The sequence below is a fragment of the Exiguobacterium sp. s39 genome (assembly GCF_018618925.1).
Lineage (GTDB): Bacteria > Bacillota > Bacilli > Exiguobacteriales > Exiguobacteriaceae > Exiguobacterium_A > Exiguobacterium_A abrahamii.
In genome coordinates this window covers 1-25477 of sequence record NZ_JACSNA010000007.1, presented here as the reverse complement: position 1 = coordinate 25477, position 25477 = coordinate 1, and the positions used below count along the sequence as shown (strand labels likewise).

General features: G+C 48.7%; 26 protein-coding genes. 1 reads left to right on the top strand and 25 read right to left on the bottom strand.

Going from position 1 to position 25477, the window contains the following annotated elements; genetic code table 11:
* Positions 1–32: 32 nt before the first annotated feature.
* The 16 genes from KNQ11_RS16365 to metG form a co-directional block, all read right to left on the bottom strand.
* The gene (locus tag KNQ11_RS16365) at positions 33–305 is read right to left on the bottom strand and encodes an RNA-binding S4 domain-containing protein (RefSeq protein ID WP_023466556.1); all 273 of its coding nucleotides are present in this window, start codon (positions 303–305) and stop codon (positions 33–35) included.
* Positions 302–1732 (bottom strand): bifunctional methyltransferase/pyrophosphohydrolase YabN, encoded by a 1431-nt coding sequence (yabN, locus tag KNQ11_RS16360; RefSeq protein WP_214772650.1) that lies wholly within the window; start codon positions 1730–1732, stop codon positions 302–304. Before yabN ends, KNQ11_RS16365 begins: the two co-directional genes overlap by 4 nt.
* Entirely contained in the window at positions 1729–3276 is a 1548-nt protein-coding gene (locus KNQ11_RS16355) for a putative polysaccharide biosynthesis protein (protein WP_214772649.1), read from the bottom strand. Before KNQ11_RS16355 ends, yabN begins: the two co-directional genes overlap by 4 nt.
* On the bottom strand, positions 3273–6788 hold the full coding sequence (gene mfd / locus KNQ11_RS16350) for a transcription-repair coupling factor (protein WP_214772648.1): 3516 nt from the start codon (positions 6786–6788) through the stop codon (positions 3273–3275). The genes KNQ11_RS16355 and mfd overlap by 4 nt, the downstream gene beginning before the upstream one ends.
* Positions 6789–6844: 56 nt before the next feature.
* Entirely contained in the window at positions 6845–7402 is a 558-nt protein-coding gene (gene pth / locus KNQ11_RS16345) for an aminoacyl-tRNA hydrolase (RefSeq protein WP_023466549.1), read from the bottom strand.
* Positions 7403–7490: 88 nt separating this feature from the next.
* Entirely contained in the window at positions 7491–8447 is a 957-nt protein-coding gene (locus tag KNQ11_RS16340; protein WP_012368955.1) for a ribose-phosphate diphosphokinase, read from the bottom strand.
* A 55-nt stretch (positions 8448–8502) separates the two neighbouring features.
* A complete protein-coding gene (gene glmU / locus KNQ11_RS16335) occupies positions 8503–9852 on the bottom strand; it encodes a bifunctional UDP-N-acetylglucosamine diphosphorylase/glucosamine-1-phosphate N-acetyltransferase GlmU (RefSeq protein ID WP_214772646.1) in 1350 nt (449 codons plus the stop codon).
* 167 nt (positions 9853–10019) lie between these two features.
* The gene (gene spoVG / locus KNQ11_RS16330) at positions 10020–10331 is read right to left on the bottom strand and encodes a septation regulator SpoVG (RefSeq protein WP_064301046.1); all 312 of its coding nucleotides are present in this window, start codon (positions 10329–10331) and stop codon (positions 10020–10022) included.
* 158 nt (positions 10332–10489) lie between these two features.
* Positions 10490–11329: a pur operon repressor gene (gene purR, locus KNQ11_RS16325; RefSeq protein WP_023466544.1), complete on the bottom strand. Its 840-nt coding sequence runs from the start codon at positions 11327–11329 to the stop codon at positions 10490–10492.
* Positions 11330–11398: 69 nt separating this feature from the next.
* Positions 11399–12259, bottom strand: coding sequence for a 4-(cytidine 5'-diphospho)-2-C-methyl-D-erythritol kinase (gene ispE, locus KNQ11_RS16320; protein ID WP_023466542.1), 861 nt, complete (start codon positions 12257–12259; stop codon positions 11399–11401).
* A 95-nt stretch (positions 12260–12354) separates the two neighbouring features.
* On the bottom strand, positions 12355–12594 hold the full coding sequence (locus KNQ11_RS16315; protein ID WP_012368950.1) for a Veg family protein: 240 nt from the start codon (positions 12592–12594) through the stop codon (positions 12355–12357).
* A gap of 84 nt (positions 12595–12678) precedes the next feature.
* Positions 12679–13557, bottom strand: coding sequence for a 16S rRNA (adenine(1518)-N(6)/adenine(1519)-N(6))-dimethyltransferase RsmA (rsmA, locus tag KNQ11_RS16310; RefSeq protein WP_023466540.1), 879 nt, complete (start codon positions 13555–13557; stop codon positions 12679–12681).
* Positions 13554–14111, bottom strand: coding sequence for a ribonuclease M5 (rnmV, locus tag KNQ11_RS16305; RefSeq protein ID WP_064301045.1), 558 nt, complete (start codon positions 14109–14111; stop codon positions 13554–13556). The genes rsmA and rnmV overlap by 4 nt, the downstream gene beginning before the upstream one ends.
* A 66-nt stretch (positions 14112–14177) precedes the next feature.
* On the bottom strand, positions 14178–15449 hold the full coding sequence (locus KNQ11_RS16945; protein WP_214772644.1) for a 3D domain-containing protein: 1272 nt from the start codon (positions 15447–15449) through the stop codon (positions 14178–14180).
* Positions 15446–16213: a TatD family hydrolase gene (locus tag KNQ11_RS16295; protein ID WP_023466535.1), complete on the bottom strand. Its 768-nt coding sequence runs from the start codon at positions 16211–16213 to the stop codon at positions 15446–15448. The genes KNQ11_RS16945 and KNQ11_RS16295 overlap by 4 nt, the downstream gene beginning before the upstream one ends.
* A gap of 59 nt (positions 16214–16272) precedes the next feature.
* Positions 16273–18219, bottom strand: a complete 1947-nt coding sequence (metG, locus tag KNQ11_RS16290; protein ID WP_214772638.1) for a methionine--tRNA ligase — start codon at positions 18217–18219, stop codon at positions 16273–16275.
* 351 nt (positions 18220–18570) lie between these two features.
* On the opposite strand from metG, the gene KNQ11_RS16285 reads away from it, so the two are divergent.
* Positions 18571–18867, top strand: coding sequence for a transition state genes transcriptional regulator AbrB (locus KNQ11_RS16285; RefSeq protein WP_023466531.1), 297 nt, complete (start codon positions 18571–18573; stop codon positions 18865–18867).
* A gap of 35 nt (positions 18868–18902) precedes the next feature.
* Here the strand turns inward: KNQ11_RS16285 and rsmI are convergent, their stop codons facing one another.
* The 9 genes from rsmI to KNQ11_RS16240 are packed head-to-tail and all read right to left on the bottom strand — an operon-like array spanning position 18903 to position 25360.
* Positions 18903–19760 (bottom strand): 16S rRNA (cytidine(1402)-2'-O)-methyltransferase, encoded by an 858-nt coding sequence (gene rsmI / locus KNQ11_RS16280; protein ID WP_195866262.1) that lies wholly within the window; start codon positions 19758–19760, stop codon positions 18903–18905.
* Complete coding sequence (locus tag KNQ11_RS16275) at positions 19757–20011, bottom strand: GIY-YIG nuclease family protein (RefSeq protein ID WP_023466528.1); 255 nt, start codon at positions 20009–20011, stop codon at positions 19757–19759. The genes rsmI and KNQ11_RS16275 overlap by 4 nt, the downstream gene beginning before the upstream one ends.
* Positions 20004–20741, bottom strand: a complete 738-nt coding sequence (locus KNQ11_RS16270) for a tRNA1(Val) (adenine(37)-N6)-methyltransferase (protein WP_214725615.1) — start codon at positions 20739–20741, stop codon at positions 20004–20006. The genes KNQ11_RS16275 and KNQ11_RS16270 overlap by 8 nt, the downstream gene beginning before the upstream one ends.
* A 51-nt stretch (positions 20742–20792) precedes the next feature.
* Positions 20793–21143 carry a DNA replication initiation control protein YabA gene (gene yabA, locus KNQ11_RS16265; protein WP_119182633.1) on the bottom strand — a complete coding sequence of 117 codons (351 nt, stop codon included), beginning with the start codon at positions 21141–21143 and terminating at the stop codon, positions 20793–20795.
* 8 nt (positions 21144–21151) lie between these two features.
* Positions 21152–21982 (bottom strand): PSP1 domain-containing protein, encoded by an 831-nt coding sequence (locus KNQ11_RS16260; RefSeq protein ID WP_029343044.1) that lies wholly within the window; start codon positions 21980–21982, stop codon positions 21152–21154.
* Positions 21983–21988: 6 nt separating this feature from the next.
* Entirely contained in the window at positions 21989–22981 is a 993-nt protein-coding gene (locus KNQ11_RS16255; RefSeq protein ID WP_050677360.1) for a DNA polymerase, read from the bottom strand.
* Positions 22981–23310, bottom strand: coding sequence for a cyclic-di-AMP receptor (locus KNQ11_RS16250; RefSeq protein ID WP_023466519.1), 330 nt, complete (start codon positions 23308–23310; stop codon positions 22981–22983). Before KNQ11_RS16250 ends, KNQ11_RS16255 begins: the two co-directional genes overlap by 1 nt.
* A complete protein-coding gene (gene tmk, locus KNQ11_RS16245) occupies positions 23307–23945 on the bottom strand; it encodes a dTMP kinase (RefSeq protein WP_214772636.1) in 639 nt (212 codons plus the stop codon). Before tmk ends, KNQ11_RS16250 begins: the two co-directional genes overlap by 4 nt.
* Positions 23942–25360: an aminotransferase class I/II-fold pyridoxal phosphate-dependent enzyme gene (locus tag KNQ11_RS16240; RefSeq protein WP_214772634.1), complete on the bottom strand. Its 1419-nt coding sequence runs from the start codon at positions 25358–25360 to the stop codon at positions 23942–23944. Before KNQ11_RS16240 ends, tmk begins: the two co-directional genes overlap by 4 nt.
* Positions 25361–25477 lie beyond the last annotated feature (117 nt).

Here is a 25477-nt window from a genome sequence, read left to right as displayed (position 1 = left end):
CACTCTTTAGTATACTTCCTTTTTCAGGTAAATTACATCGATTCTTCGGAATTCACCTTTTCTTCACGGATGATCTCATACATATCAGACGCTTCTTCTTTTTTGGCATGTTCTTTAATGCTCGAAATCGCAACTGTGACGATCTTGTTTCCGAACCGGATCGTCATCTCATCACCTGCTGCTACCGTGCTACTTGCTTTCGCCACATTACCATTGATCGTGATGCGACCTTGATCGGCTACTTCTTTGGCAAGCGTCCGTCGTTTGATCAGACGCGATACTTTTAAAAATTTATCAAGTCTCATGACTGTTCCTCCTGCTTCGCTTGATGCCAGAGTGAATCTTGCTCTTCAAGCGTCATCTCAACGAGCGGTCGGTCCGCTAGTTGTTCCATTCGCGTAAAGCGACGGATGAATTTATCATTCGTCTGTTGTAGCCCCTCTTCTGCCGAGAGACCAAGGTATTTCCCGACGAGTGTCATCGAAAACAGAACGTCTCCGAATTCACCTAGTCGTTCTTCTGGTGTGGCTTCCTTCAATTCACGTAACTCTTCGATTACTTTTTCAAGTGCACCCTCGACGTCACTCCATTCAAAACCGACTTTCGCCACTTTCTTTTGAATGTCTTCTGCGCGCATCAAGGCAGGTGCTCCTTTCGTCACGCCATCGAGCAAGGAAGTCCGCTCCGGTTTTTCTTGTGCTTTGATGTCTTGCCAGTTCGAAACGACGTCTGCTGAAGAATCGACAGTCGCTTCCCCGAAGACATGTGGATGGCGACGAATCATCTTATCACTGACACTTCCGATGACGTCTCGAATATCAAAATACCCTTCATCTAGACCAATTTGTGCGTGGAGCATGACCTGTAAGAGGACGTCTCCTAGCTCTTCTATCATTAAGTTATCGTCCTGAAGGTCGATTGCTTCCAGTAATTCGTAAGATTCTTCGATTAAATGACGTTTTAAGGACTCATGCGTCTGCTCTTGATCCCACGGACAACCACCTTCACCGCGTAATCGCGCGATGATTTCTTTTAATGTCGCGAAATCACGGTTCAACGTCTGCTCATCCGTGACAGGCGGAACATAAACTGTCGTCAAGTTACTAAGCGTCGTCACATGATCGAGTTCGTATAACGGTACGCTTTGGACGGTTTGTTTGCTTGTCCCCGCTGCCGTGACAAGAGTGACCAAATGTTCGTCCGGATAACGTTCCATCAGCTGAACCTTTAAATCACCGGCGACGAGCGCATCATAGACTTGTCCAATCAGCAGATGTTGACGGATCTGTGCTTCATCGACGGCAAACGCCGTCGCATCAAGCAACTGGAATCCTTCAATTGGATCCACGCCAAGCGCCGCGAACATCGGATCAAGAAAACTTTGTCCGCCTACAACGTCGATCGCGTCTGTCCGCTCTAATAACTGTTGGACGGTGCTCTCAGCGACCAGCGGATGACCTGGGACGGCATAGATGATGTCCGTCGTCTTTGAGAGACGAAGCAATTCCTCAACGATTTCTGTGTATACGTCTTCAAACCGACTATGTCGTTCGTAAACCGAGTCAAATGATGTAAAGTTCATTCCCTCTGCTGCGAGTTCTGAAACGACTGGATGATCCATTGTCCGTAAATAGATGGGTTGTGTCGTGTTTTTTAATAATCGATAGATGCCAAACGGCAATTGTTCGAGTTCGCCGACGCCAAGGCCGACGATCGTAATTCGGTGTGTCATATGCTCCTCCTACGTTGGTACATCTGATATAACTTATCTCCTAAAGGCAATAGCGCCCACTCTTGTTCTGTTAATGCACGGACGCGTAATGCCATACTGCCATAAATGATGGCACCACCGACGACAAGGACGCCGACTTCGAGTGCCGCACCGATTCGTGTCTCAAGCTCAAACAGCTGGAAGAACGTTTCGATCAGATACAGAAACACACCCATGGCGAGCACAGGTAAGACCAGTCGTCGGTAGAACGTGTTTCCTGCCGATACGCGACCGAACTTTCGGTTTAATAAAGTCCATTGTGCTGCCGCCATGACGGCAAAGCCGCCAAATGTCGCCATACCCGCCCCGATCATACCATATCGGGGAATGAAATAGAGATTCAGAGCGAGCTTCGCCCCTAATCCGACAAGAACACCAACGAGCGCATATTTTTCAGCATCGACCGACTGGAGACAAGAGATGATCATCATCGCAATCGAAGCAGCAAATGCCGTCGCCGCGAGCCAAATCAACCCTGCTGTTCCCTGGTCATCTTGATATAACGCAATATTGAGCGGACGCATCACACCCATTAGTCCGATCGTCGCTGCAGCGGCAATCAACAGACCGGAACGGAGTAATGTCTCGAGTTGTTGACGCATCAACTGTGGATCGTGTTTACGGTATGCGGTCGATAAGGACGGAACGCTCGCAAGACTCATCGATGTCGCAAACAGAATCGCGAATTGGAGTAACGGATACCCACGGTCGAGCACCCCTTTTTCAATTTTTGTCTCCGTCGTATTGCCAAGTAGGTTAACGAACGTCAATCCATCGATCAATTGCATCAGCAATAAAGCAAGTGAGGCGATACTGACCGCCACCCCGCTTGTCACGAGCACTTTCCCGACTCGTCGTACGTGAATACTTGAAAACACAGGGCGACCGATCTTTCCTTTCGCAAAACGTAACAGGACGAATAACGAAACGATGCTGCCACCGATTGCTGTCAGATGGGCACTTGCACCAATCCAGTAGGGGTCAGCCTGCATCGAGACGCCGATATACGTCACGAGCAACAAAAGTCCGACACGGACGGCATTTTCAGAGACTTGGGATACAGCTGTTGGTCGCATCTCAAGATCCGCTTGAAACATGCCTCGCAGAACAGCAATCACGGGTAGTAAATAAAACGTACACGTCACCGCACGCAGGGGCACGACCAGTTTTGCATCGCCGAACCACCCCGCCAGTGTCGGAGCAATCCACCATCCGAGCAGACCAAAGAAAACCGTCATCGCAAGCAAGACATAAAAAATCGACCACAAAACTTCCCGTTTTTCATCTGGATGATGTAGCGTCAACTTCGCCACGATGACGGGCAGCGCATAAATCCCAAGCGCTGCCGCTATCGCGAATAAGGGATAGACCGTCTGATAGACATACAATCCGAAATCACCAGCAAGGTTCTGATACGGAATCCGGTAAAAGAAGCTGAGCAGTTTCGAGATATAACTAGAGATCGCAAGCAGTGCTGCGCCTTGCGCAATCGTTCGTCTATTCATCGTGCGACGAGCCGACGATCAAGCTCTGCTAGCAACTGTTCTGCCTGCATCGTCATCTGTTGCGTCGACTGCTTGTTGCGGTTCAGGGTCAAGACGAGTTTCTGTTCTTGTTGTCCCATCCCTAGACCACGCCCAAGCGGAACGGTCCATTTAACGAAGTCCGCCACGTCAAGCTGCTGTGTTGCTTGAAGCGACAAGACGATCTCGATTTTCGGATCGGTTTGTTTGACGCGTTCGACACGCGCCCGCTCGGCAAAAATCCGCATCCGTGTCAATTGGATCAAACGCGCAACCTCATCAGGGAACTCACCGAATCGTTCAAGCATCTCTGTTTCAAGTTGTTCGAGACTATCGACGGTATCGACATATTTCAAGCGTTTATAGAACTCGATTTTCAGCTCGGAGTCCGTCATGTAGTGTGATGGAATATACGCATCAAGACTGAACGTGAACTCGGGTACGAATTTCTGGACGCGTTTTTTACCTTTCATCCGTTCTTTGCGTTCTTCAACCGCTTCTGCGAGCATCTGCGAATAAAGATCGAAACCAACGGAGTCGATGAAGCCCGATTGTTGGGAACCGAGTAAGTTCCCGGCACCACGAATCGATAAGTCGCGCATCGCGATCTTAAAGCCGCTACCGAGCTCCGTGAATTCCTTGATCGCCTGTAGACGACTTTCTGCTACTTCCGTCAATCGTTTTTGCGGACGGTACGTAAAGTACGAATAAGCAACGCGACTTGATCGACCAACACGACCGCGCAATTGATACAGCTGCGATAAGCCCATTTGATCCGCGTCATGAACGATCAACGTATTGACGTTCGGAATGTCGATTCCTGTCTCGATGATCGTCGTACTGACAAGAACATCCGCGTCCCCTTCGAAGAACGCGATCAACTGACTCTCGAGTTCGGTTTCCGTCATCCGACCGTGCGCCGTGACAATCCGTGCTTCCGGTACGAGCGCGCGAATCTCTTCTGCCTTTCGCTCGATGCCTTCGACCCGGTTATACAGGAAGAACGCTTGTCCACCCCGGCCAAGTTCTCGTTCAAGTGCTTCTCGCATGACGATTCCGTCGTATTCCATGACATACGTCTGGACCGGATAACGGTTTTCAGGTGGGGTCTCAAGGACCGAGAGATCGCGGATCCCAATCATCGACATGTGCAATGTCCGTGGAATCGGTGTCGCCGTCAACGTCAAGACGTCAACGTTCGTCTTCAACTGTTTCAGACGCTCTTTGTGTTTCACGCCGAATCGTTGCTCTTCATCAATGATCAACAATCCGATATCAGCGAACTGAACGTCTTTCGACAGCACACGGTGTGTCCCGACGACGACATCGATCGTTCCCTCTTTCAATCCTTGTTTCGTCGCCTTTAATTCTGCTGGCGAACGGAACCGGCTCATGACCGACACACGAATCGGCCATTCACTGAATCGCTCAAGCATCGTTTCGTAGTGTTGTTGCGCAAGGACGGTCGTCGGTACGAGTAACGCGACTTGTTTTCCAGACATGACCGCTTTGAACGCCGCTCGAATCGCAACTTCCGTTTTCCCATACCCGACGTCGCCACATAATAGACGATCCATCGGACGCGGACGTTCCATATCCTTCTTGATTTCAGCAATCGATCGCAATTGATCGACCGTTTCCTCATACGGGAACGAAGCCTCGAATGCTTGCATGTTATCGTCGTCCTCTGGGAACGCAAAACCGACGGCAGCTTCACGAGCCGCATAGAGCTTGATCAACTCATCAGCAATATCCTCGACCGATTTCTGGACCTTCGCTTTGACCTTTTTCCATTCCGTTCCACCGAGTTTATAGATCTTCGGCTCTTTTCCTTCAGCGCCGACATACTTTTGAATCAAGTCGATTTGATCGACAGGAACATACAACGAGTCCTCTCCCGCGTAAACGAGATGGAGATAATCCTGATGATTACCGGCTACATCAATCGTCTTGATGCCGTGGTATCGTCCAATCCCATGATGAATATGAACGACGTAATCGCCTGTCTTCAATTCTTGGTAGCTCTTGATCCGTTCAGCGTTCGTCAGCTTCGTCGTTTGCTTCCGGCGACGCGCCGGTTGCTTGAAGACTTCTTCTTCCGTGATGACGACGAGGCGCGCATTCGTCATCTCGAATCCACCATGGATTCCGCCAATCAGAATCGCGGGTTGACCACGAGTGATGCCTTCTTTTGTTACGATCGACGCTTCGACCCCATAGTCGGACAACGTCTGACGCATCCGCTCGGCACGTTCTCGGTTACTCGCTAAGAAGACCATCCACATGTCCGCGCGACGATATCGCTCGACTTCTTGCTTCAGGCGTTCCATCTGACCATGGAACGGTGCAATCGGTTTGATGCTGAAATGGATTGCCGCACTTTCCGGTACTCCACTCCGGCGAGTCGGTAAGAGCGATAGGTACAACAAGGGCTGTCCTTCAAAGACATGTGCCATCGGAACGGACAGGACGTAATCACTGACACTTTGTCCGCGTTCAATGAGAGACGCCATCCATTCTGCTTCCTCTGCATCCTGGACTTCCGCCGCTTCTTCGACCCGTGCGACTTCATCGACGATCAAGACGCTTCCCCTCACGTCTTGACGTAGCGTCGACGTGTAGAGAATCGGTGCATACTTCGCGAACTGTTTCGGACGATCGCCGTTTTCTAACAACTCGACGTCATAGGCGATTCCCTCTTCAAGTGCCGCGAGGACCTCCGTACTTTGGACGCGCTCTTTCGTCGCCTCATAAAGACGACGGACTTTTTCACCCGCGTCCTTCAACTGATCCTTCGTCGCGAAGTGTTCCGCTGCTGGCATCAAACATGCTTCTGCGACGACACCGAGCGAACGTTGGGTCTCCGCATCGAATGTATAGATCGAGTCGACTTCCTCGTCGAATAGATCGAGCCGGTACGGGCGTTCGACCGTGAGCGGATAAATATCGATGATACTTCCGCGAACAGCAAACTCACCGGGCGTCGTCACGGTCGCTGTCCGTTCGTACCCCGCATCGACTAAATCTTGGATAAAGTCCGGAATCGATAAGATGTCGCCCGGCTTCACTTGTTTGACGTGTGACAGGAATGTCTGTGCATCCGGAACATATCGACGTAAACCGACGAGCGGAATGATCAAAATTCCGTCATCCGTCGTCAGTAAACGATGACGGGTCTCGATCCGCGTCGCCCGCAGTTCTGGACTTGCGCCATAAGAAAGTTCTGCTGCTAACGTCTCATCGACCGGATAGAGCATGACGTCTTCTTCCGGTACGAGTTCAATCAAATCATCGTACAGTTTTTGTGCTTGGAACATGTTATGTGTCACGAGTACGAACCGACGTTTCGTCTCCTGATAAATCCCGGCTACGAACAATGCTTTCCCACTGTTCATCAGACCGGTGATCAACTGAGCGTTGACACCGTCCCGGAAACGTTCCCGAACCGTCTTGATTTCAGGAATCGCTAGTAAGAGTTCTTGTAATTGTTTCATCTTCTTCCTCCTAAAACACGACAGCAAAAACGCTTTGGAACCCCAAAGCGTTGCGTTCAGTTATACCGATTCATCAAAGCGAGAAACGGTGTGTCTATGAAGTCCGTCGCTACATCGACAGACGCATTGAGTACGTGTTGCAGACTTCCTTGCTCCGCCTTCGAAAAATTCATCAACACCCAGTCAATGACTTGGATGGGTGCCGGTGGTCGACCGACGCCGAGCTTAAGGCGCTTGATCTCCTGCGTACCGAGGTGCTGGATCAAGGACTTGACGCCGTTATGACCGCCTGCACTACCTTTTGAACGCAACCGTAGTTTCTCAAGCGGCAAGTCCAGATCGTCATAGATGACGAGCACATCTTCGACCGCGATTTTATAGAAATCAAGTAACGGCCGCACCGCTTCACCTGATAAGTTCATATACGTCAATGGCTTGACGAGCACGACACGTTCTCCGTTTATCATTCCCGTTCCGAAGAGGGCTTTAAACTTCGATTCTGAAAGCTTGATCCCGTGCTTCTCCGCTAAGGCATCAATCGCAAGAAAACCGATGTTGTGGCGCGTGTTCGCATACTTCGCTCCAGGATTCCCTAATCCGACGATACATTTCATATCGATTCCTCATTTCTATTTAAAAAAGTAAACGAACAAGGGTCCGATTTCAATAAACCGGACCACGTCGTTCGTATGCATCAAGCAATCAGCTGAAGAGCGGGCTGATTGATTTCTGTTCGTGTACACGGATGATTGCTTCTGCAAGCAAGCGTGCCACAGAGATTTGTTTGATTTTGCTTGCACATTCGCGTTGTGTCAAGTCGATCGTGTTCAAGACGACGAGTTCTTCGATCGCTGAGTTCTCGATTCGCTCCATTGCTGGACCCGAAAGAACAGGGTGTGTACAACATGCATAGACTTGTTTCGCTCCGTTTTCGATCAAAGCGTTCGCTGCAAGTGTGATCGTACCCGCTGTATCGATGATGTCATCGATGATGATGGCAATCTTGCCATCGACTTGACCGACGATGTTCATGACTTCTGCGACGTTCGGTTTCGGACGGCGTTTGTCGATGATCGCGATCGGTGCTTTTAGTTGTTCTGCTAATTTACGTGCCCGTGTGACACCGCCATGGTCTGGAGAAACGATGACGAGTTCGTTTGGATCGATGTTCTTTTTCTCGAAGTATGAAGCGAGAAGCGGTACACCCATCAATTGATCTACTGGAATATCGAAGAACCCTTGGATTTGTGCTGCATGGAGATCCATCGTCACGACGCGTGTCGCCCCTGCTACTTCAAGCAAGTTCGCAACGAGTTTCGCCGTGATTGGCTCACGTGAACGTGCTTTGCGGTCTTGACGCGCATAACCGTAATATGGAATGACGACGTTGATTGTCCGTGCAGACGCCCGTTTCAGTGCATCGATCATGATGAGAAGTTCCATCAGGTTTTCGTTGACTGGTTGGCTTGTCGATTGAATGATGTAAATATCATCCCCTCGGACACTTTCTTCGATGTTCATCGAAATTTCGCCATCACTGAAGTGTTTGACTGAACTTTCGCTCACCGGGATTCCGATGACTTTAGCGATTTCCTCTGCCAGTGGTTTGTTCGAGTTGAGTGCGAAAATACGAATTTCATGTTCTAAGACAGTAGACATGTGTAGGTGGCCTCCATTTGTTTGGGTTTAGACGAGTAGAGCGACAAGTAATGAATTAACGATAATCAGGTTTCGTCGTTTGACGTTCCCGTGCGATCGCGAGACCGTTTTCCGGCACATCATCCGTGACGGTTGATCCGGCAGCAACAAGGGCGTTCTTGCCGACCGTGACCGGTGCAATCAAGTTGACGTTACAGCCGATGAAGGCATCGTCCTCAATGATCGTCTGGAATTTATTTTTTCCATCGTAGTTGACCGTGATTGATCCACAACCGAGATTGACGTTCTCTCCGATCGTCGCATCTCCGACATAGCTCAGGTGTGCTGATTTGCTACCTTCGCCAAATGTTGATTTCTTGATCTCAACAAAGTTTCCGACGCGTGTGTTCGCACCGAGAACCGCTTGCTGACGTAAATGCGCGAATGGACCGACTTGTGCCGCTGGACCAATCTTGCTATCCGTGACGACGGATTGACGAACAATGGCACCATCTGCCACTTCACTATTGCGGATATCCGAGTTCGGACCAATCGTACATTCTGAACCAATGACCGTGTGACCGAGTAATTGCGTTCCCGGATAAAGAACAGTATCTGAACCAATCGTGACGTCCGGTCCGATATACGTCGAAGACGGGTCAACGAATGTGACACCCTGACGCATCCAGTACTCGTTCGTCCGCTTACGCATCGATGTTTCCGCTTGCGCAAGTGCGACGCGATCGTTGACACCGATTGTCTCTTCGAACGTAGGTGCCGCGTACGCTGCGATTGTTTCGCCTGCTGCTTTTGCAATCTCAATCACATCTGGTAAGTAATACTCACCTTGTGCGTTATCGTTCTTGACCTGCTTCAGCGTCGCGAACAACATCTCGTTATCAAATACATACGTACCGGTATTGATTTCCCGAAGTGCAAGCTCTTCTGCATTCGCATCCTTATGCTCAACGATTTTCGAGACGTTTCCATCTTCGCCACGCACGATTCGTCCGTAACCTGTCGGATCGTCAGCGAGCGCCGTCAAGACAGTCACTTTTGCGTTCGTCTCCGTATGATGTTGTAACAACGAAGCTAGTGTGTCGCTCGTCAAGAGTGGTGTATCGCCACAGACGACGAGTGTTGCTCCCTGTTCGTTCCCGAGTACGGGTTCTGCCATTTGAACAGCATGACCTGTGCCAAGCTGCTCACTTTGAAGTGCGTATTCCACCGATGTGCCAAGCACTTCTTTGACGGATTCCGCACCGTGACCGACGATGACGACCTGTCGCTTGACGCCGAGCGTCGCTAATTGATCGACGACGTGCTGTACCATAGGTTTCCCAGCGACTGGGTGAAGTACTTTGTAAAGCTTCGATTTCATCCGAGTTCCTTTACCCGCTGCTAGAATTACCGCGAAATGATTCATCCTTGTCGCTCCTCCACGTAAATTAGTGTTGATTTCGTTCTGAAATAGTACACTCGTTCCAACTATAACGAAAATGGCATCGTTATTCAATGATGGGACGAAGCGGAATCGAGGAAAAAACGAGAAAAAAGACAGGTTTTCCCAAGAAGAGAAAACCTGTCTTTTTCTTATGCTTGATCTGTCGTTTGGGCAGAAGAGACTTCGTAACCGAGGCCTTCTTCTTGATCCTCACGTGCCGCATAGGCTTCGAGTACTGAATCTTCGACCTTTTTTCGCATTAATGCATTGATTGGATGAGCGACATCCCGGAAGATACCTTCTTGCGTTCGTTTGCTTGGCATGGCGACGAAGAGACCACTGTTCCCTTCGATCACACGCAAATCATGTACCACGAATTCGTGGTCGAGCGTAATAGAGGCAAGTGCTTTCATTCGACCCTCTGCCACGACGCGACGAATTTTAACGTCCGTAACGTTCATTTTGTCCGCACCCCTTTAACCGTTATCACAACTCTTCGTTGTCTACTTCTACTTACGGCTTAAAACAAACAAAGGTTTAGTCTTTCCCAATCTTTTTACGCATAATTTCCAAAAGTTTGATAATTACAGTATAGTTACAATCCATGCGGCTGTCAATTTCAGGTAGTCTCTGCTTCCGAGAAATAGTGATCGACGTTTCCACGCTTGACTTGAATTTGACCAAGATCGACGTCGACGTCCGCTAATTTCATTAAGCTGACGTATTCGTTGACCATCTTCTTCTCGGCACCCTCTGCCTCGATCAAGACACCCACACCTGCGACCTTTGCTTCGAACTCGCTCAAGAGACTCATCATTCCGCGAATCGTTCCGCCGGCTTTCATGAAGTCATCGATCAATAAGACGTTCGCCCCGCGTGGTAAACTCCGACGCGCAAGTGCCATCGTTCGGATCGCTTTTGAAGACCCTGAGACATAGTTGATACTGACCGTTGATCCTTCTGTGACACGACTATCCGAACGCACGATGACGAACGGCACACCAAGTTGCTCAGCGACCGCATAAGCAAGTGGAATCCCTTTCGTCGCGATTGTCATGACGACATCGACTTTCTTTTGGCTAAAGACAGATGCAAACACTTGCCCCATTTGTTTGACCATCTTCGGATCCCCGAGTAAGTCCGTCAAATAAAGGTATCCCCCTGGCAACAGTCGATCTGGACGTGCGACACGTTCACATAGATCGTCGATGAACGGTAACGCCTTCTTACTGCTCCACGTTGGGATGAACATGACGCCACCCGCAGCACCTGGTACCGTGACGAGACGACCCGTTCCCTCATGTTCTAACATCTCGCTGACGATATCTAAATCCTCACTGATCGACGATTTCGCCGATTTATAGCGTTCTGCAAAAATCGTCAATGAGACGAGATGATGGGGATGGTCAAGCAAGTACCGCGTCATGTCGACCAATCGACCACTTCTCCGAATTTTCATTTGTTTTGTTCCACCTCTCCGTAATTCCGAATATTCAATAGTGAATATATCATTTTCATACGGATATTATCAATGGTTTTCGCCTAAAAGACGAACGACGTAGACTTCGTTACAAAAGCCGCGTAATCCATTATAGAGACGTTGTGCCCGATTCTCGTGTTCCGTCAACGCAAAGACCGTCGGACCACTTCCGCTCATCAAGACGCCTTCTGCGCCACAACTCGCCATGAATTCCTTGATCTGCTCGACTTCCGGGTGCATCGGCAACGTGACCGATTCGAGAACATTACCGAGTGACTGGCAAATGCCTTGGAAATCTTGCGCCTTCACCGCATCGATCATCGCTTCGACGTTCGGACGTTTTGCCGTGTTCAAGTCAAGAGCACCATAGACGTCAGCCGTCGAGACACCAATCGTCGGTTTAGCAAGAACAACCCAGCATGGGGGTGGTGAGACAAGTTTTTCTAGCTTCTCTCCGCGACCCGTTGCAATCGCCGTTCCTCCCATGACACAAAATGGGACGTCAGAGCCAACCGCTGCCCCGACTTCCGCCAACTCTTCCAGCGTCAAGCCAAGTTGCCATAACTCGTTCAAACCACGTAATGTCGCTGCCGCGTCACTAGAACCACCTGCAAGTCCCGCTGCGACCGGGATGTGTTTTTCTAAGAAGATTTCGACCCCTGTCTTGACGTCGTATTTTTCTTTTAAGATTGCTGCTGCTTTATACGCAAGATTACGTTCGTCGTTCGGAACGTAAGCATGCTGGGCATTCATTCGAATTTCTCCTGACGGCAGCTCCGTCAATTCTAGACGGTCTGCCAAATCGACTGTCGTCATCACCATATGTACATCGTGATAGCCGTCCGGGCGCTTTGCCGTCGCATCCAGGACTAGGTTGATCTTGGCCGGAGCCTTTACAATAATCGTCATCGTGCCGTTCCTCCTCTAGTTCGTTTCCTGTAGGAATTGTATCAACCTTTCCACAAAAAAAGAAGCGAACATTTTGTCCGCTTCGGAAGGTAAGTTTACGAATTCGCAAATTCGATTTGTACGGAGTCTGTTAGCACGTCGGCGTAGCTATAAGAAACTCGCTCGACATTGTGGCGCTCTGCGTCTAGCTTGACTACAAACACCGAAGGATACGTCTCAACGAGCGTTCCGATTCGGGTTACGACCTTTTTACGACCGCCGCTTGCTTTTAGCGTCAGTCTTTCACCAACATGTGTTTCGAAAACATGTCTGATTTCGTTCAACGTCTTTGGCATACGCTTCACCTCACTAATATTTATTATAGCATATTAAATAAAAATTAGAAAGGGGAAATATTATATCTGTTCTAATCGTATCCGTCAACGTTTTTTAATTGGCAAAAGTGCATCCGCTAACTGTGCGAATTCCTGCAGGCTGAGCGTTTCTCCGCGACGACGTGGTTCGATTCCAGCTTCTAACAATGCCGCTTCGACCGCCGCCTTTTCCGTCTTCCCGAAGTGTGTCGTCAAGTTGTTCAAAATCGTTTTCCGACGTTGTGCAAAACTTGCTCGGACGATTTCGAAGAAGAGGGCCTCATCCTGTGTCTGTACCGCTGGCTCTTTTCGAATGTTCAAACGGATGACAGCTGAATCAACGTTTGGTGCTGGGATGAAGACTTGTTTTGGAACCGTGAAGCAGACTTCAGCTTCTGCATAATATTGAATCGCGATCGATAGAGAACCATATGCTTTCGTGCCCGGTTTTGCACCGATTCGTTCAGCGACTTCCTTTTGAATCATCATGACGAGCGTCCGAAACGGTGCTTTCGCTTCGAGAATCCGCATGATGATCGGTGTCGTGACGTAATATGGGAGGTTCGCGACGACAGCAATGTCAGTGATGCCTTCTTGCGTGAACTCTTCTGCGACGATCGTCGAAAGATCCAGTTCAAGGGCATCGCCGTGAATGACCTTCGTGTGAGGATACGGTGAAAGTGTATCGTCAAGAATCGGTAGCAACCGTTGATCGATTTCAAGAGCGACGACTTTTTTCGCCTGTTTCGCTGATTGTTCTGTCAGTGAGCCGATTCCTGGTCCGATCTCGAGTACGCCGCTTTCAGGTGTTAATCCAGCTGCCCCGACGATGTTTCCTAATACGTTTAAATCGATTAAAAAGTTTTGTCCCAACGATTTTTTAAACGAAAAGCCATGTTTCGCTAAAATTTCCTTCGTCCGGTGCAATGTAGCAATGTCTTTCAAACTTCTTCCTCCTCTAATTGTTTCAACGCCGCTTCCCATTCCGCCCGCGTGATCCGGATCGATGCGACGCGTTTGACGAGTTGTTTTGCATTTGGTTCACCAATCGCAAGAATCTGACCGAGACGACGACGACGGATCGAGGCTGCTGGTCCACCAATCAAATCGGCTGCTAGAATCATTTCACGTGTCACTTCAGCAATCGGTGCTTCTTCCGTCTCATAGACAGCAGCGAGCGCCTCTTCGATTGCGGCAGGTGAGGCATGTTCTACACCGATTTTTCCTCGTTTATCTTTTGCTTGGGCACGCGGAAGATAGGCATGTTTACAGCCTGGTACGCGCTCATTGATTCGGGCACGGATACGATCTCCTGGAAAATCAGGATCCGTGAAAATGATGACACCGCGTCGTTCCAGTGCCTTCTCGATGCGTTGCATCGTTTGTTCATTAACGGCTGAGCCGTTCGTTTCAATTGTATCGACATCAAAGACTTCTTGTAATCGTGTCGTATCATCTCGTCCTTCGACGACGATGACTTCTTTTAAGCGTTTCCGCATGATCTCTCCACCTTCTTCAAACACTCTCGTAATTGTACCTGTTTCCACGAAAAAAACAAGGAAGCGTCACGTGTCCGCTTCCGTTGCACTAGGAATGACCCAGACTTGCAGTTGTTTTCGACCGAACGTCTTCGCTGTTTGTTCTCCGTCGACCAAGACATCGATCTTATTGCCTTTGATGGCGCCACCGGTATCGAGAGCGATCGCAAGCCCCACTCCTTCGACGTAGACTTTCGTTCCGAGCGGAATGACTTTCGGATCAACCGCGATGATCGGCATCCCTTGATAGGTGATCGTATCCGTCACGTCATACCCGGTCGCGGTCAAGGCACGTCCGTTGTACAAACGACTGCCGTTCGAAGCTGGGTCGTTCGTGTACGCCGTCGCTTCGACCATCAAGCTCTTCGCACTTGAAAAATCAAGATCTGCATCAGCTTTCGGTGTTTCAGCTAGTGGATTCGTCGCCTGTTCTTCGTTGAAGACTGGTGCTTCAACAGGTGTCTCAACCGGCTTGGTTCCAACTTTGACGACTTGTTTGATCGGTTTTTGCGTCACTTGATCACCAATCAGTTTTTTCTCTTTACTGAGACCGTCAGCGAGCGTCAATTGATACTTTTTCGTTCGGACACCCGGACGACCTGATGCCGTCACGAGTTGTTCGCCTTCCGGTAGAGTTGGATCCTCGACTTCTTCAATCTCAAACGGCACGAGCTGTTCTTGCGTCAACGTCGCACGACGTGTCGTGTTGACCGTGATCAACGTTCCTTCCGTCACGCGGGTATCGGGATCCGGAGCGACCCGGTCTTCCTTTTGCAGACGGACTCCTTCCCGTGCTAACAATTCCCGAACTGACGTCTCATACGTGTAGATTTGTCGGGCTTTTCCACCAACGACGAGATCAACGGGAAAAGCTTCCCGGTACCGAACGGTCATTCCGTTCGTCAACACAGCGTCAGACGACGGATAAATATCATCCGTCTCCGCTTTTTTGATGCCGCGTTCTGCAAGCAAATCCTTCACTTGGCGTGCCTGCGTCCGAACCCGACGGGACTCACCGTAGCCCATGATCAGCGTGATTTCTTTCGCCCGCTGAATGACGATTAATCGTTTTTTCGGCAGGTCAGCACTGAGCGCCGGTTCAATCACATCATTGTCACGCGTCGTAATACCGGCTTCTTCAAGTGCTCCATAGACAGAGTCAGCTGTCGTTTCAATTTGCTGTTCTTGACCATCAATCAAGACAGTCACGGTTTGTGGATGATCCATCATCCCATAGACGAGCGCAGCCGCAAGTAGCAGGCTGCACCCGATCGTAATGAACGTCAACGAACGCATCATGGCAAACGGAAGACCCGTTTTGCATTTTCCGTCGTCGCTGCTTCGACGTCAGCATACATCATGCCACGGAGCTGCGCGATCTCTTCGGCGACGAATCGGACGTAAGCCGGTTCGTTGCGTTTACCGCGGTGCGGTGTTGGTGTCAGGTACGGACAATCCGTCTCAACGAGTAGACGATCGAGCGGAACTTCCTGCGCGACACGTTTCGGCATCTTCGCATTCTTGAACGTAACGGGACCTCCGAGTGAAATATAGAAGTTCATCGCCAGGCATCGTGGTAATAATTCAGCACTCATGCTGTAGCTATGCAGAATCCCTCCGACTTCTTTTGCATCCTCTTCTTCAAGGATCCGTAACGTATCTTCTGTCGCTTCCCGGTTATGGATGACGATCGGTTTCTTTTTCTGCTTCGCGAGCCGGATCTGTTTGCGGAAAGCTTCCTGCTGCACATCTTTCGGTGACGTATCCCAGTGATAGTCGAGCCCGATTTCTCCGAGCGCGACGACTTTTTCGTGATCCATCAACCGTTCGACCTTTTGGTACGCTTCCTCGTCAAAATCAATCGAGTCGACGGGATGCCAGCCGATGACCGCATAAAGATCATCGTACGCTTCGACGAGTTCCATCGCACGATCAATCGTCTTATGATCAAATCCGACGACGATCATAGGTGAGACACCGTTCGCGCGTGCCCGCTCGATCGTCTCGTGGACGTCGTCCGCAAATTGGTCTGCATTCAAGTGAGTGTGTGTATCGATTAACATAGCTGTTCGACTCCTTCTTTAAAAAAATGCCTGTGACATGAAGTCCACAGGCATCGGTTTTATTTTACGCTTGCGCCGTTCGCCATCGTTGACGGGACCGTCGCTAGTTCAAGTTTTCCTGCTTTTTCAGCAGCAAGGACCATTCCTTGTGAGAGTTCGCCACGTAACGTGACCGGTTTTAAGTTCGCCACGACAATGACTTTTCGTCCGACTAAATCTTCCGGCTCATACCACTGAGCGATACCAGAGACGATTTGGCGTGTTTCTTTGCCCATATCGACTTGTAGCTTCAATAGTTTTTTCGCTTTTTTGATCTTTTCAGCCGTCACGACTTCACCGACACGTAATTCGATCTGGTCAAAGACATCGATTGTCGTTTCTGGACGAATATCTTCGTCTTCTTCTTCAACTTCCTCAACACGTGCTGCAGAAGCTTGACGCATCATGTCGACGATTGCTTCGACTTCTTCTTTGACGTCGAGACGTGGGAAGATTGGTGTCGCTGTACCGACTTTCGTTCCTGGTGCGATGTCTGCGAATTTCTCGAGCGCTGCCCAGTCCATCGCTTGTCCAGAGAGACCCAGTTGCGCGAAGATCTCTTTTGGTGAACGCGTCATGAACGGTTGTAACATGATCGCCACGTGACGCAAGACGCCGACGAGATGCACCATGACAGAACCGAGTTCCGCCGTTTTGGATTCGTCTTTTGCAAGCACCCACGGTTGTGTCTCATCAATGTATTTATTGGCACGGCTGATCAATTGCCAAATATTCGACAGTACGACAGAGAATTCCATGTGTTCCATCGATGCTTCGACTTTCGTGACCGTTTCTTTTGCAAGATCCGACAGAGTCGCATCAAACGGTGTCACGTTACCTGTATAGGCTGGGATCTCACCATCAAAGTATTTCGTGACCATCGCGATCGTCCGGTTAAGTAAGTTCCCGAGATCGTTCGCTAAATCATAGTTCATCCGCTCAACGAATGCTTCAGGTGTGAACATACCGTCCGAACCGAATGGCACTTCCCGTAAGAGGTAGTAACGAAGAGCGTCGAGACCGTAGCGATCCGTCAATGGAATCGGATCGACGACGTTCCCTTTTGATTTCGACATTTTTCCGTCTTTCATCAACAACCAACCATGTGCGAAGACTTTCTTCGGTAATGGGAGGTCAAGCGCCATCAAGAGTGCGGGCCAGATGATCGTGTGGAAACGAACGATTTCTTTTCCGACGAGATGGACATCTGCTGGCCAGTACTTATCGAAGTTACCGTGATCGTCTGTACCATAACCAAGTGACGAGATGTAGTTCGTCAACGCATCGATCCAGACGTAGACGACGTGTTTTGGATTCGACGGGACTTGTACACCCCAGTTGAATGTCGTCCGTGAGACCGCTAAGTCTTGAAGACCTGGTTTAATGAAGTTATTGATCATTTCGTGTTTACGTGATTCTGGCAAGATGAATGACGGATTCGCTTCAAAGTACTCCAGCAGACGGTCCGCGTACTTACTGATCCGGAAGAAGTAACATTCTTCGCGAACGAGTTCGACCGGGTGTCCACTGTCAGGGCTCTTCCCGTCGACGAGTTGTGATTCCGTATAGTACGTCTCATCCGGAATCGAATACCAACCTTCGTATTCACCTAAATAGATATCGCCCGATTCAAGAAGTGTCTCGAACACTTTTTCGACGACTTTCTTGTGACGTGGTTCTGTCGTCCGGATATAATCATCGTACGAAATGTCGAGACGATCCCATAAGACTTTAATCTGTTCGACGACACCGTCGACGAATGCCTGTTCCGAAATCCCTGCTTCTGCTGCTTTTTCCTGGATCTTTTGACCGTGCTCATCGCTACCTGTCAAATACCGGACGTCGAATCCTTGAAGTCGTTTGTACCGTGCCATCGCATCTCCAGCCACCGTCGTGTACGCGTGACCGATATGTAGTTTTGCACTTGGATAATAAATCGGGGTCGTGATATAAAATGTCTTTGCCATGTTATTCCTCCGTTCTCTGATTTCCATCTTCATTATAGGCTATTATACGCTGTTACGGGACTGATGTCGAAACTCACTTTTTGTCGAATCGAAACATTTTTTGACATCAGACATCAAATTACAAAAAAACACACTCTATAGTTTCATTTCCTTTAAAAAGGGAAAATGCATTAATAAATCGTTTCAAATATGGTGTTTTTGAGAAATAAATGACATTTTGATTTCAAGCTATTCAGATTGGTTGACTACTTTTGGAAAGTCTAGTATTCTACATTCTATAGAAACGATGTCGAATTTTGACGATTTTTCAAAAGAAAAAGAGATCCATGACATCAAAGGAGGAACAACAAAATGAAATCAACAGGTATTGTACGTAAAGTAGACGAGCTCGGTCGTGTCGTAATTCCAATCGAATTACGCCGTACACTTCAAATTGCAGAAAAGGATGCCCTCGAGATTTATGTCGACAACGAACAGATCATCCTTAAAAAATATAAACCAAACATGACTTGCCAAGTAACAGGAGAAGTATCAGAAGATAACTTCAAATTGGCTGATGGTAAATTGATTCTTTCACCAGATGGCGCACAACGCGTTCTCGTTGAATTAAAAGATTTCCTCGATCGTCATTACGCAAGCAACGAATAAACACAAAAGGAAGCTCCTGACGGGGCTTCCTTTTTTTAATCTGCTTCGTGAAACGCAAGGTATAGTTCCTGACGATCCAGTCCCCGTTCCTTTGCGACACGCTTCAACGCCGCGTTCGGCTTTTCGCCTTCTTCGATATACCGACGGATTTGCTCGAGTGGATCACTGTCTTGAATGACCGCATCAGGTCGTTCTTCATTTGACCCTTCGACAAGAACGACGAACTCACCTCGAACGTCTTCTGCTGCCCAAGCACGTAATTCACTCACGCTTCCCCGAATGTACTCCTCGTACCGTTTTGTTAATTCCCGGGCTAACGTCACCTGGCGATCACCGAGTACTTCCTCGATCCCTTGTAACATCTCTTTCAATCGATGTGGTGCTTCATAAAAGACGAGCGTTCCGGTTTCGTATTTCAATTGCTCCAACGCTTCGCGACGTTCTTTTTTCTTCCGTGGCAAAAAGCCGTAATATAAAAAGCGTTCTGTCGACAGACCAGACGCGACAAGAGCGGTCAACGCAGCGTTTGCACCCGGAAGAACGATGACAGGAATGTCTGCTGCAATCGCTTGGCGGATCAAGTCGCTTCCCGGGTCCGAGATACCGGGCATACCGGCATCGGAGACGAGGGCGATTTGCTTTCCTGCTTCTAAATCAGCGAGGAGTCGTTCCCCGCTTGTTTGTTTATTGTGTTCATGATAACTGACAAGCTTCGTCTCAATCGAAAAATGTCGAAACAGTTTCATCGTCTGCCGGGTATCTTCTGCTGCGACGATATCGGATTCCTGTAAGATCCGTACTGCCCGATATGTCATGTCTTCTAAATTGCCGATTGGTGTCGGGACGATATAGAGACCGGCTCCTTGCTGTTGATAGCTACTCGTCGCTTTCATGAGGTTCCTCCTTGAATCAACCGTTCTTTTTGTGAACGGGTTAATTGTTTAATCGCATATTCCCGCTTCATTGCCTCTGACTTCGTCGCAAAAACTTCCTGATGAACGAGGACGACCGGTAGACGGGCACGTGTATACTTCGCACCCTTACCTGCGTTATGTGTCGCGATGCGTTGCGTGACGTCTACCGCGTAACCCGTATAATACGTATCATCTTGGCAACGAACGATATAGACTGCATGCTCAGACATCGAACAGTTCCTTCATCTGAGCCGCATACGAGTTGTCCGCCTCATAGACGATGAATGGGGGGAGCACCTTCAGTCCAGGTTTTGCATCCTTGATCCCCTCGATCAACAGCATGTTTGCTTCCTTCCCTGCTTTAGGATAAATCAGCTGCATCCGTTTCGGTTCCAAGCGATACGTCCGCATCAAGGTAACGATATCGAGCAGTCGTTCCGGTCGATGAACGAACGCTGCCTTTCCGCCTTGTTTCAACAAATCAGATGCACCTCGAATGCAGTCTTCAAGGGTACAGAGGACTTCATGTCTTGCAATCGTATAATGTTCACTTTGGTTTTGGTTCGATGTCTCGTTTGCTAAAAAATAAGGTGGATTGCAGGTGACAGCATCATAGATGCCGTATCCAAGACGCGTACCCGCCTCTTTGACGTCCCCTTCAATCATCTCAATCCGGTCGTTCAGTTCATTCAAGGTGACGCTCCGTCGTGCCATCTCCGCTAGTCGCGGCTGGATTTCAAGACCCGTGATCTGCCCTTTCGTCCGGTAAGATAAAAAGAGTGGAATTGCACCGTTTCCTGAACAGAGATCGGCAATCCGTCCTTGTTGAATCGGGACCCACGCAAATCGTGCGAGCAGTGCCGCGTCGAGTGAATACGAGAAGACGGATGGACTTTGAATGATTTTCCCTTCCTGTCCTAAGAGATAATCAAGTCGTTCGTCTGGTAATAGTTCAAACATGTCGTGCCTTCCTTTCCGAAAAAAAGACTGACTCATGTAGAAGTCAGCCTCTCAATGTTTCGTTAACATGGATAAGCAAAAGAGACAATCGCCGTCTTTTCTTACTTGTCCATAATGCAAGTTACAGATGTGGAACCCTTCCTGGTACAATCGTCCGAGATTATCGTAGCCCGCACCGACGCCCGCTTCCGCTTCTTCCGCTTCCGTGACCGGCTGTTGTTCATCGCGTTCGACTTTTTCCCGAAGATGATGATTCTCCAGATACAGATGTTGGTTCTCTTCCATCATGTAAGCCAGCTGATCCTTTAACACGCTCAGATGCTCAGTCAGCAAATGAATCTGTTGCTCAATCGCATCGACACGCGTAATGATTTCTTTTTTATCGACTCTCTCCACGCGTATGCACCCCGTTATTCTTTTGGTCGTTTTGGTTTTACGGCACCAACGGATAATAGTTCTTCCATCGAATACGTCAAGACGCGGGAACGATCCTTCAGTTCGATTTGAACGACTTGATCGAGGATGTTCAAGCCAACGACGCGTCCTTCGCCTTCAGGTACCGTCAAACGTTTTCCGTAGTCCGGCAAATCACGGCGCATCTCTTCATACGTATCGTTCTCATATTTCAAGCAGCACATCAAACGACCACATACTCCTGAAATCTTCGTCGGATTCAACGACAGGTTTTGATCTTTTGCCATCTTGATCGAGACCGGTTCGAACTCACCAAGGAAAGATGAACAACATAAGACACGACCACACGGACCGATGCCTCCAAGTAACTTCGCTTCATCCCGAACACCGATTTGACGGAGTTCGATGCGTGTCCGGAAGACAGCCGCTAAATCTTTGACGAGCTCACGGAAATCGACACGTCCTTCTGCCGTGAAGTAGAAGATGACCTTATTGCGGTCAAACGTGTACTCGACATCGACCAATTTCATATCGAGTTTATGTTCACGGATTTTTTCGACACATACCGCATGCGCATCAAGCGCTGCGACTTTATTTTCGCGGACGATCATTGCATCCTTATCGTCAGCAATTCGAAGAATGGATTTCAGTGGCAACACCACATCTTCTTCGTCCATTTGTTTATCGGCGATGACCACTTCGCCATATTCAATGCCCCGTACCGTCTCAACGATGACTGCTTGTCCTCGTGATAATGACTCTTGTCCAGGTGCAAAATAATAAATTTTGCCCGCTTCTTTAAAGCGAACGCCTACTACTTCTAGCATGTCGCTCTACCCTTTCTGTAAGTCAAACATGAGACGCTCAACTGTTAATTGGGGATTAACATTCGCTTCGACCCGTCTTACTGCGGCAAGCACAGCTTGCAACCAGCGGGTGATCGTCGTCTGGCTCTTGGACCCCATCTGTTCAAGTTGGGGTTTACTATTCGTATAGGTCATACCTTCCCACGCCGGATTCAGTTTCAGACGTAAGACATCCTCAAAGAAACAGGTGACGAGTTCAAGACCGATTCGGACATCCTGACGGTTCTTGAATTGTCCCATCCATTTCTCTTGTACGAACAGCGGTAAATCAGCCGGACGATTCGCTAATTCCTCCATCAATTGTAACACTGACGCTCGCGCATTTACAAACCAGTCTTCGAGTAATGCTTCTTCTGCATCCTCGACTTTTGGATAGACACGCGCTGCCAATTGCGTCAACTCGTGGTCCCGTCCCGTTTTTTCAGATAAAACCTCGCCAATCATTTGACGATCCGCCGGACGAAAACTTAATAACTGTCCCCGCGATCGAATCGTCGGTAAAAGGAGCTGGGGTTGATTCGTCAACAATAAGGCCACTTTTCCTTCTCCCGGTTCCTCAAAGAACTTCAGCAAACTGTTCGCTGCCTGAGGAGTCATCTTATGGGACTGGGTAATGACATAAATCTGACGATCGCCTTCGAGTCCTCGGAGTGAGAGATCATGCATCAATTGTTGAATCTGTTCTTTTTTGATGGTCGCGCCATCTGGTTCGATTTCATAATAATCGACCAAGTTGCCACTTTCCATCCGCCGACAGCTACGACAGACACCACACGGTTCTACATCGACCGGTGCCTCACAAAAAAGGCTTTTCGCGAACAAGTGAGCCGCTTCAAGTAGAAGCGGCTCATAGTCTCCGGTGAAGATATAAGCGTGATTGATTCGATCGTTCCGTAACGAATTTTGAAGAATCGTCGAAATGACCGATTGTGTCTGTTCCAGTTCATGAAACGTCTGCATCAGAATTGATGAAACCCTTCGATTGGCAAGACGAAGACCGTTGCCCCGCCTACCTGGACTTCAACGGGATACGGGATATAAGAATCGGCATGACCACCCATTGGTGAGATTGGAGAGACCATCTGTTCGCGGCTCGAACAGTTCTTTTTGATCAATCGTAACAAATCATCGAGACGCTCACTCTGTACACCAATCATGAACGTCGTGTTCCCTTCTTTAAGAAAACCACCTGTCGTTGCCAGTTTCGTTGCTCGGAAATCATGCTCGACAAGTGCTTCCGCTAAACGTAAGCTATCTTTATCTTGAACGATCGTAATGACCATTTTCATGAGAATCTCTCCTTTTCTTCTAAATACGTAATGACATCTTCCACTAAGTCCTGATGAATCGCTTCAATCGATCGATTGGCTTGTACGATTTGCACCCGTTCCGGATCCGATACTGCAATCTGTTGGAAACCTTCATAGACGCGGGCACGAAACGCATCATCTCGCTGCTCGATTCGATCAAGTGCTCCCCGGTCCATCATTCGTTTTTTAGAATCCGTTACCGTTAAATCAAATAAATACGTTCGGTCTGGCGCTAATCCACCTGTTGCAGAATCATTGATTTGACGCACGAGATCAATCGGATGTCCAAGACCATACCCTTGATACGCAAGTGACGCATCAACGAATCGGTCACATAAAACGATTGTGCCTGCCTCTAACGCTGGTCGAATCAATTCTTCGACATGCTGGGCACGAGACGCTGCATACAACAGAATTTCTGTCATCTCTTTCATCTCTTCAAAATCAGGATTCAAAATCAACGAACGAATTTCGTTCCCAACGCGTGTGCCACCTGGCTCACGGGTCATCATGACGTTATAGCCTTTTTCTTTTAACACATCACTAAGCAATTGTAGTTGTGTCGTTTTACCGGCACCATCTGGTCCTTCGACAGTAATGAACGTACCTTTCATCCTTCAAACCCTTCCTCTATGACGCGTAACGCTCCTCGTTGCAATTGTTCGCCCCCTTGCAAATGAACGGCTACGGTTTGATAATGTCGTAAACGTAGTACCTGTTCCGCCGTAATGCGTTCGCCTCTGACAATCAACGGAATGCCTGGCGGGTACGGAATAATCGTTTCGAGTGAAACATGACCGATACACTCATCCAGCTGACGGAACGTACCTGTTGCTTGTTCTAACTGTTCATAAGAACAAGCTAAAGCAGATACCTGTATTTTACCCATAATTGGTTGCTCGATATACCTTTTCAAAGGAATTCCTTCTGATTTCATCATTTGAATGGCTCGTTCGACACGGTGGACCCAGTCAGCCTGCTCAGACTTAGCTAGCAGACGAAGTGGCAAAATACAGACGACGTGATCTCCTAAAGCAAATTCCGCATCGAGTTGAACAGCTCGTAACGCGTGCAGCAACGCATCTCCTGAATATCCCTCATACGTTAATGTCATCCGCGACCAATCATCGAAGCGAAGAACCGTCATATGATCAAACCGTTGAAGTGCTTCGATGAATGCATCATGACTAGCTTGAACCTCTGACATACCCTTAACTGTCCATTGTTCACGATAGGAACGGGCGTAGTCTAATGAAGCCAGTAGTAAATATGAAGGACTCGAGGTCTGAAACGCTTGAAGTGCTCGCTGTAATTTCCTTCTCATCTTTTCCGAAAATCGCTCATGCATCCATGCTCCCATCGTCAGTGCTGGAAGTGTTTTATGGGCAGACTGGACAACAGCAGTTGCTCCTAATTCAAATGCAGAGCGTACACCAAATGCTTCACCGAAGTGTGCACCATGTGCTTCATCCACTAATAAAGGGAGCCCGTGCGACGCTGTGAGCTGAACGAGTGACGTGATATCAGCTGCTTCCCCGTAATAGGTCGGTGAAGTGATAAACACGCCGACTCCTCCTGGGTATTTCGTAAACGCTTCCTTTAATGTTTCACGTGAAACATGTCCACTGATTCCCGTTTCCTCATGGATGTCTGGTTCAAGAAAGATCGGTTCGATCCCCAGCCATTCTAACGCATTGAACACCGATTTATGGGAATTACGCTGTACATAAACACGCTCTCCTCTTGTTGCTGTAGCGGCAAGCATCGCCCAGTTCCCAACGGTCGAACCATTCACAAGGAAATGACTCGCTTTTGCACCGTAGACTTTTTGCAGCAAAGCTATCGCGTCTGCAATGGCCTCTTCCGGATGATGAAAATCATCTAGACCAGGTAATTCTGTGACGTCCCATTTAAAGAAGTCAGGAAGAGGTGTCAATGTTCCATTCTTATGACCAGGAACATGCCATGAGATGGGCGTTCGATCTAAGTGACGTTGAAGTGCATGTACAATAGGAAGTTCGTGTTTCATGAAAAAACTCCTTTTCCTCTAAAATGATTACACAAAAAGACCGACCTGCAATCTGCAGATCGGTCAAGTGCCTGGCAACGTCCTATCCTCACAGGGGGAAGCCCCCAACTACTTTCG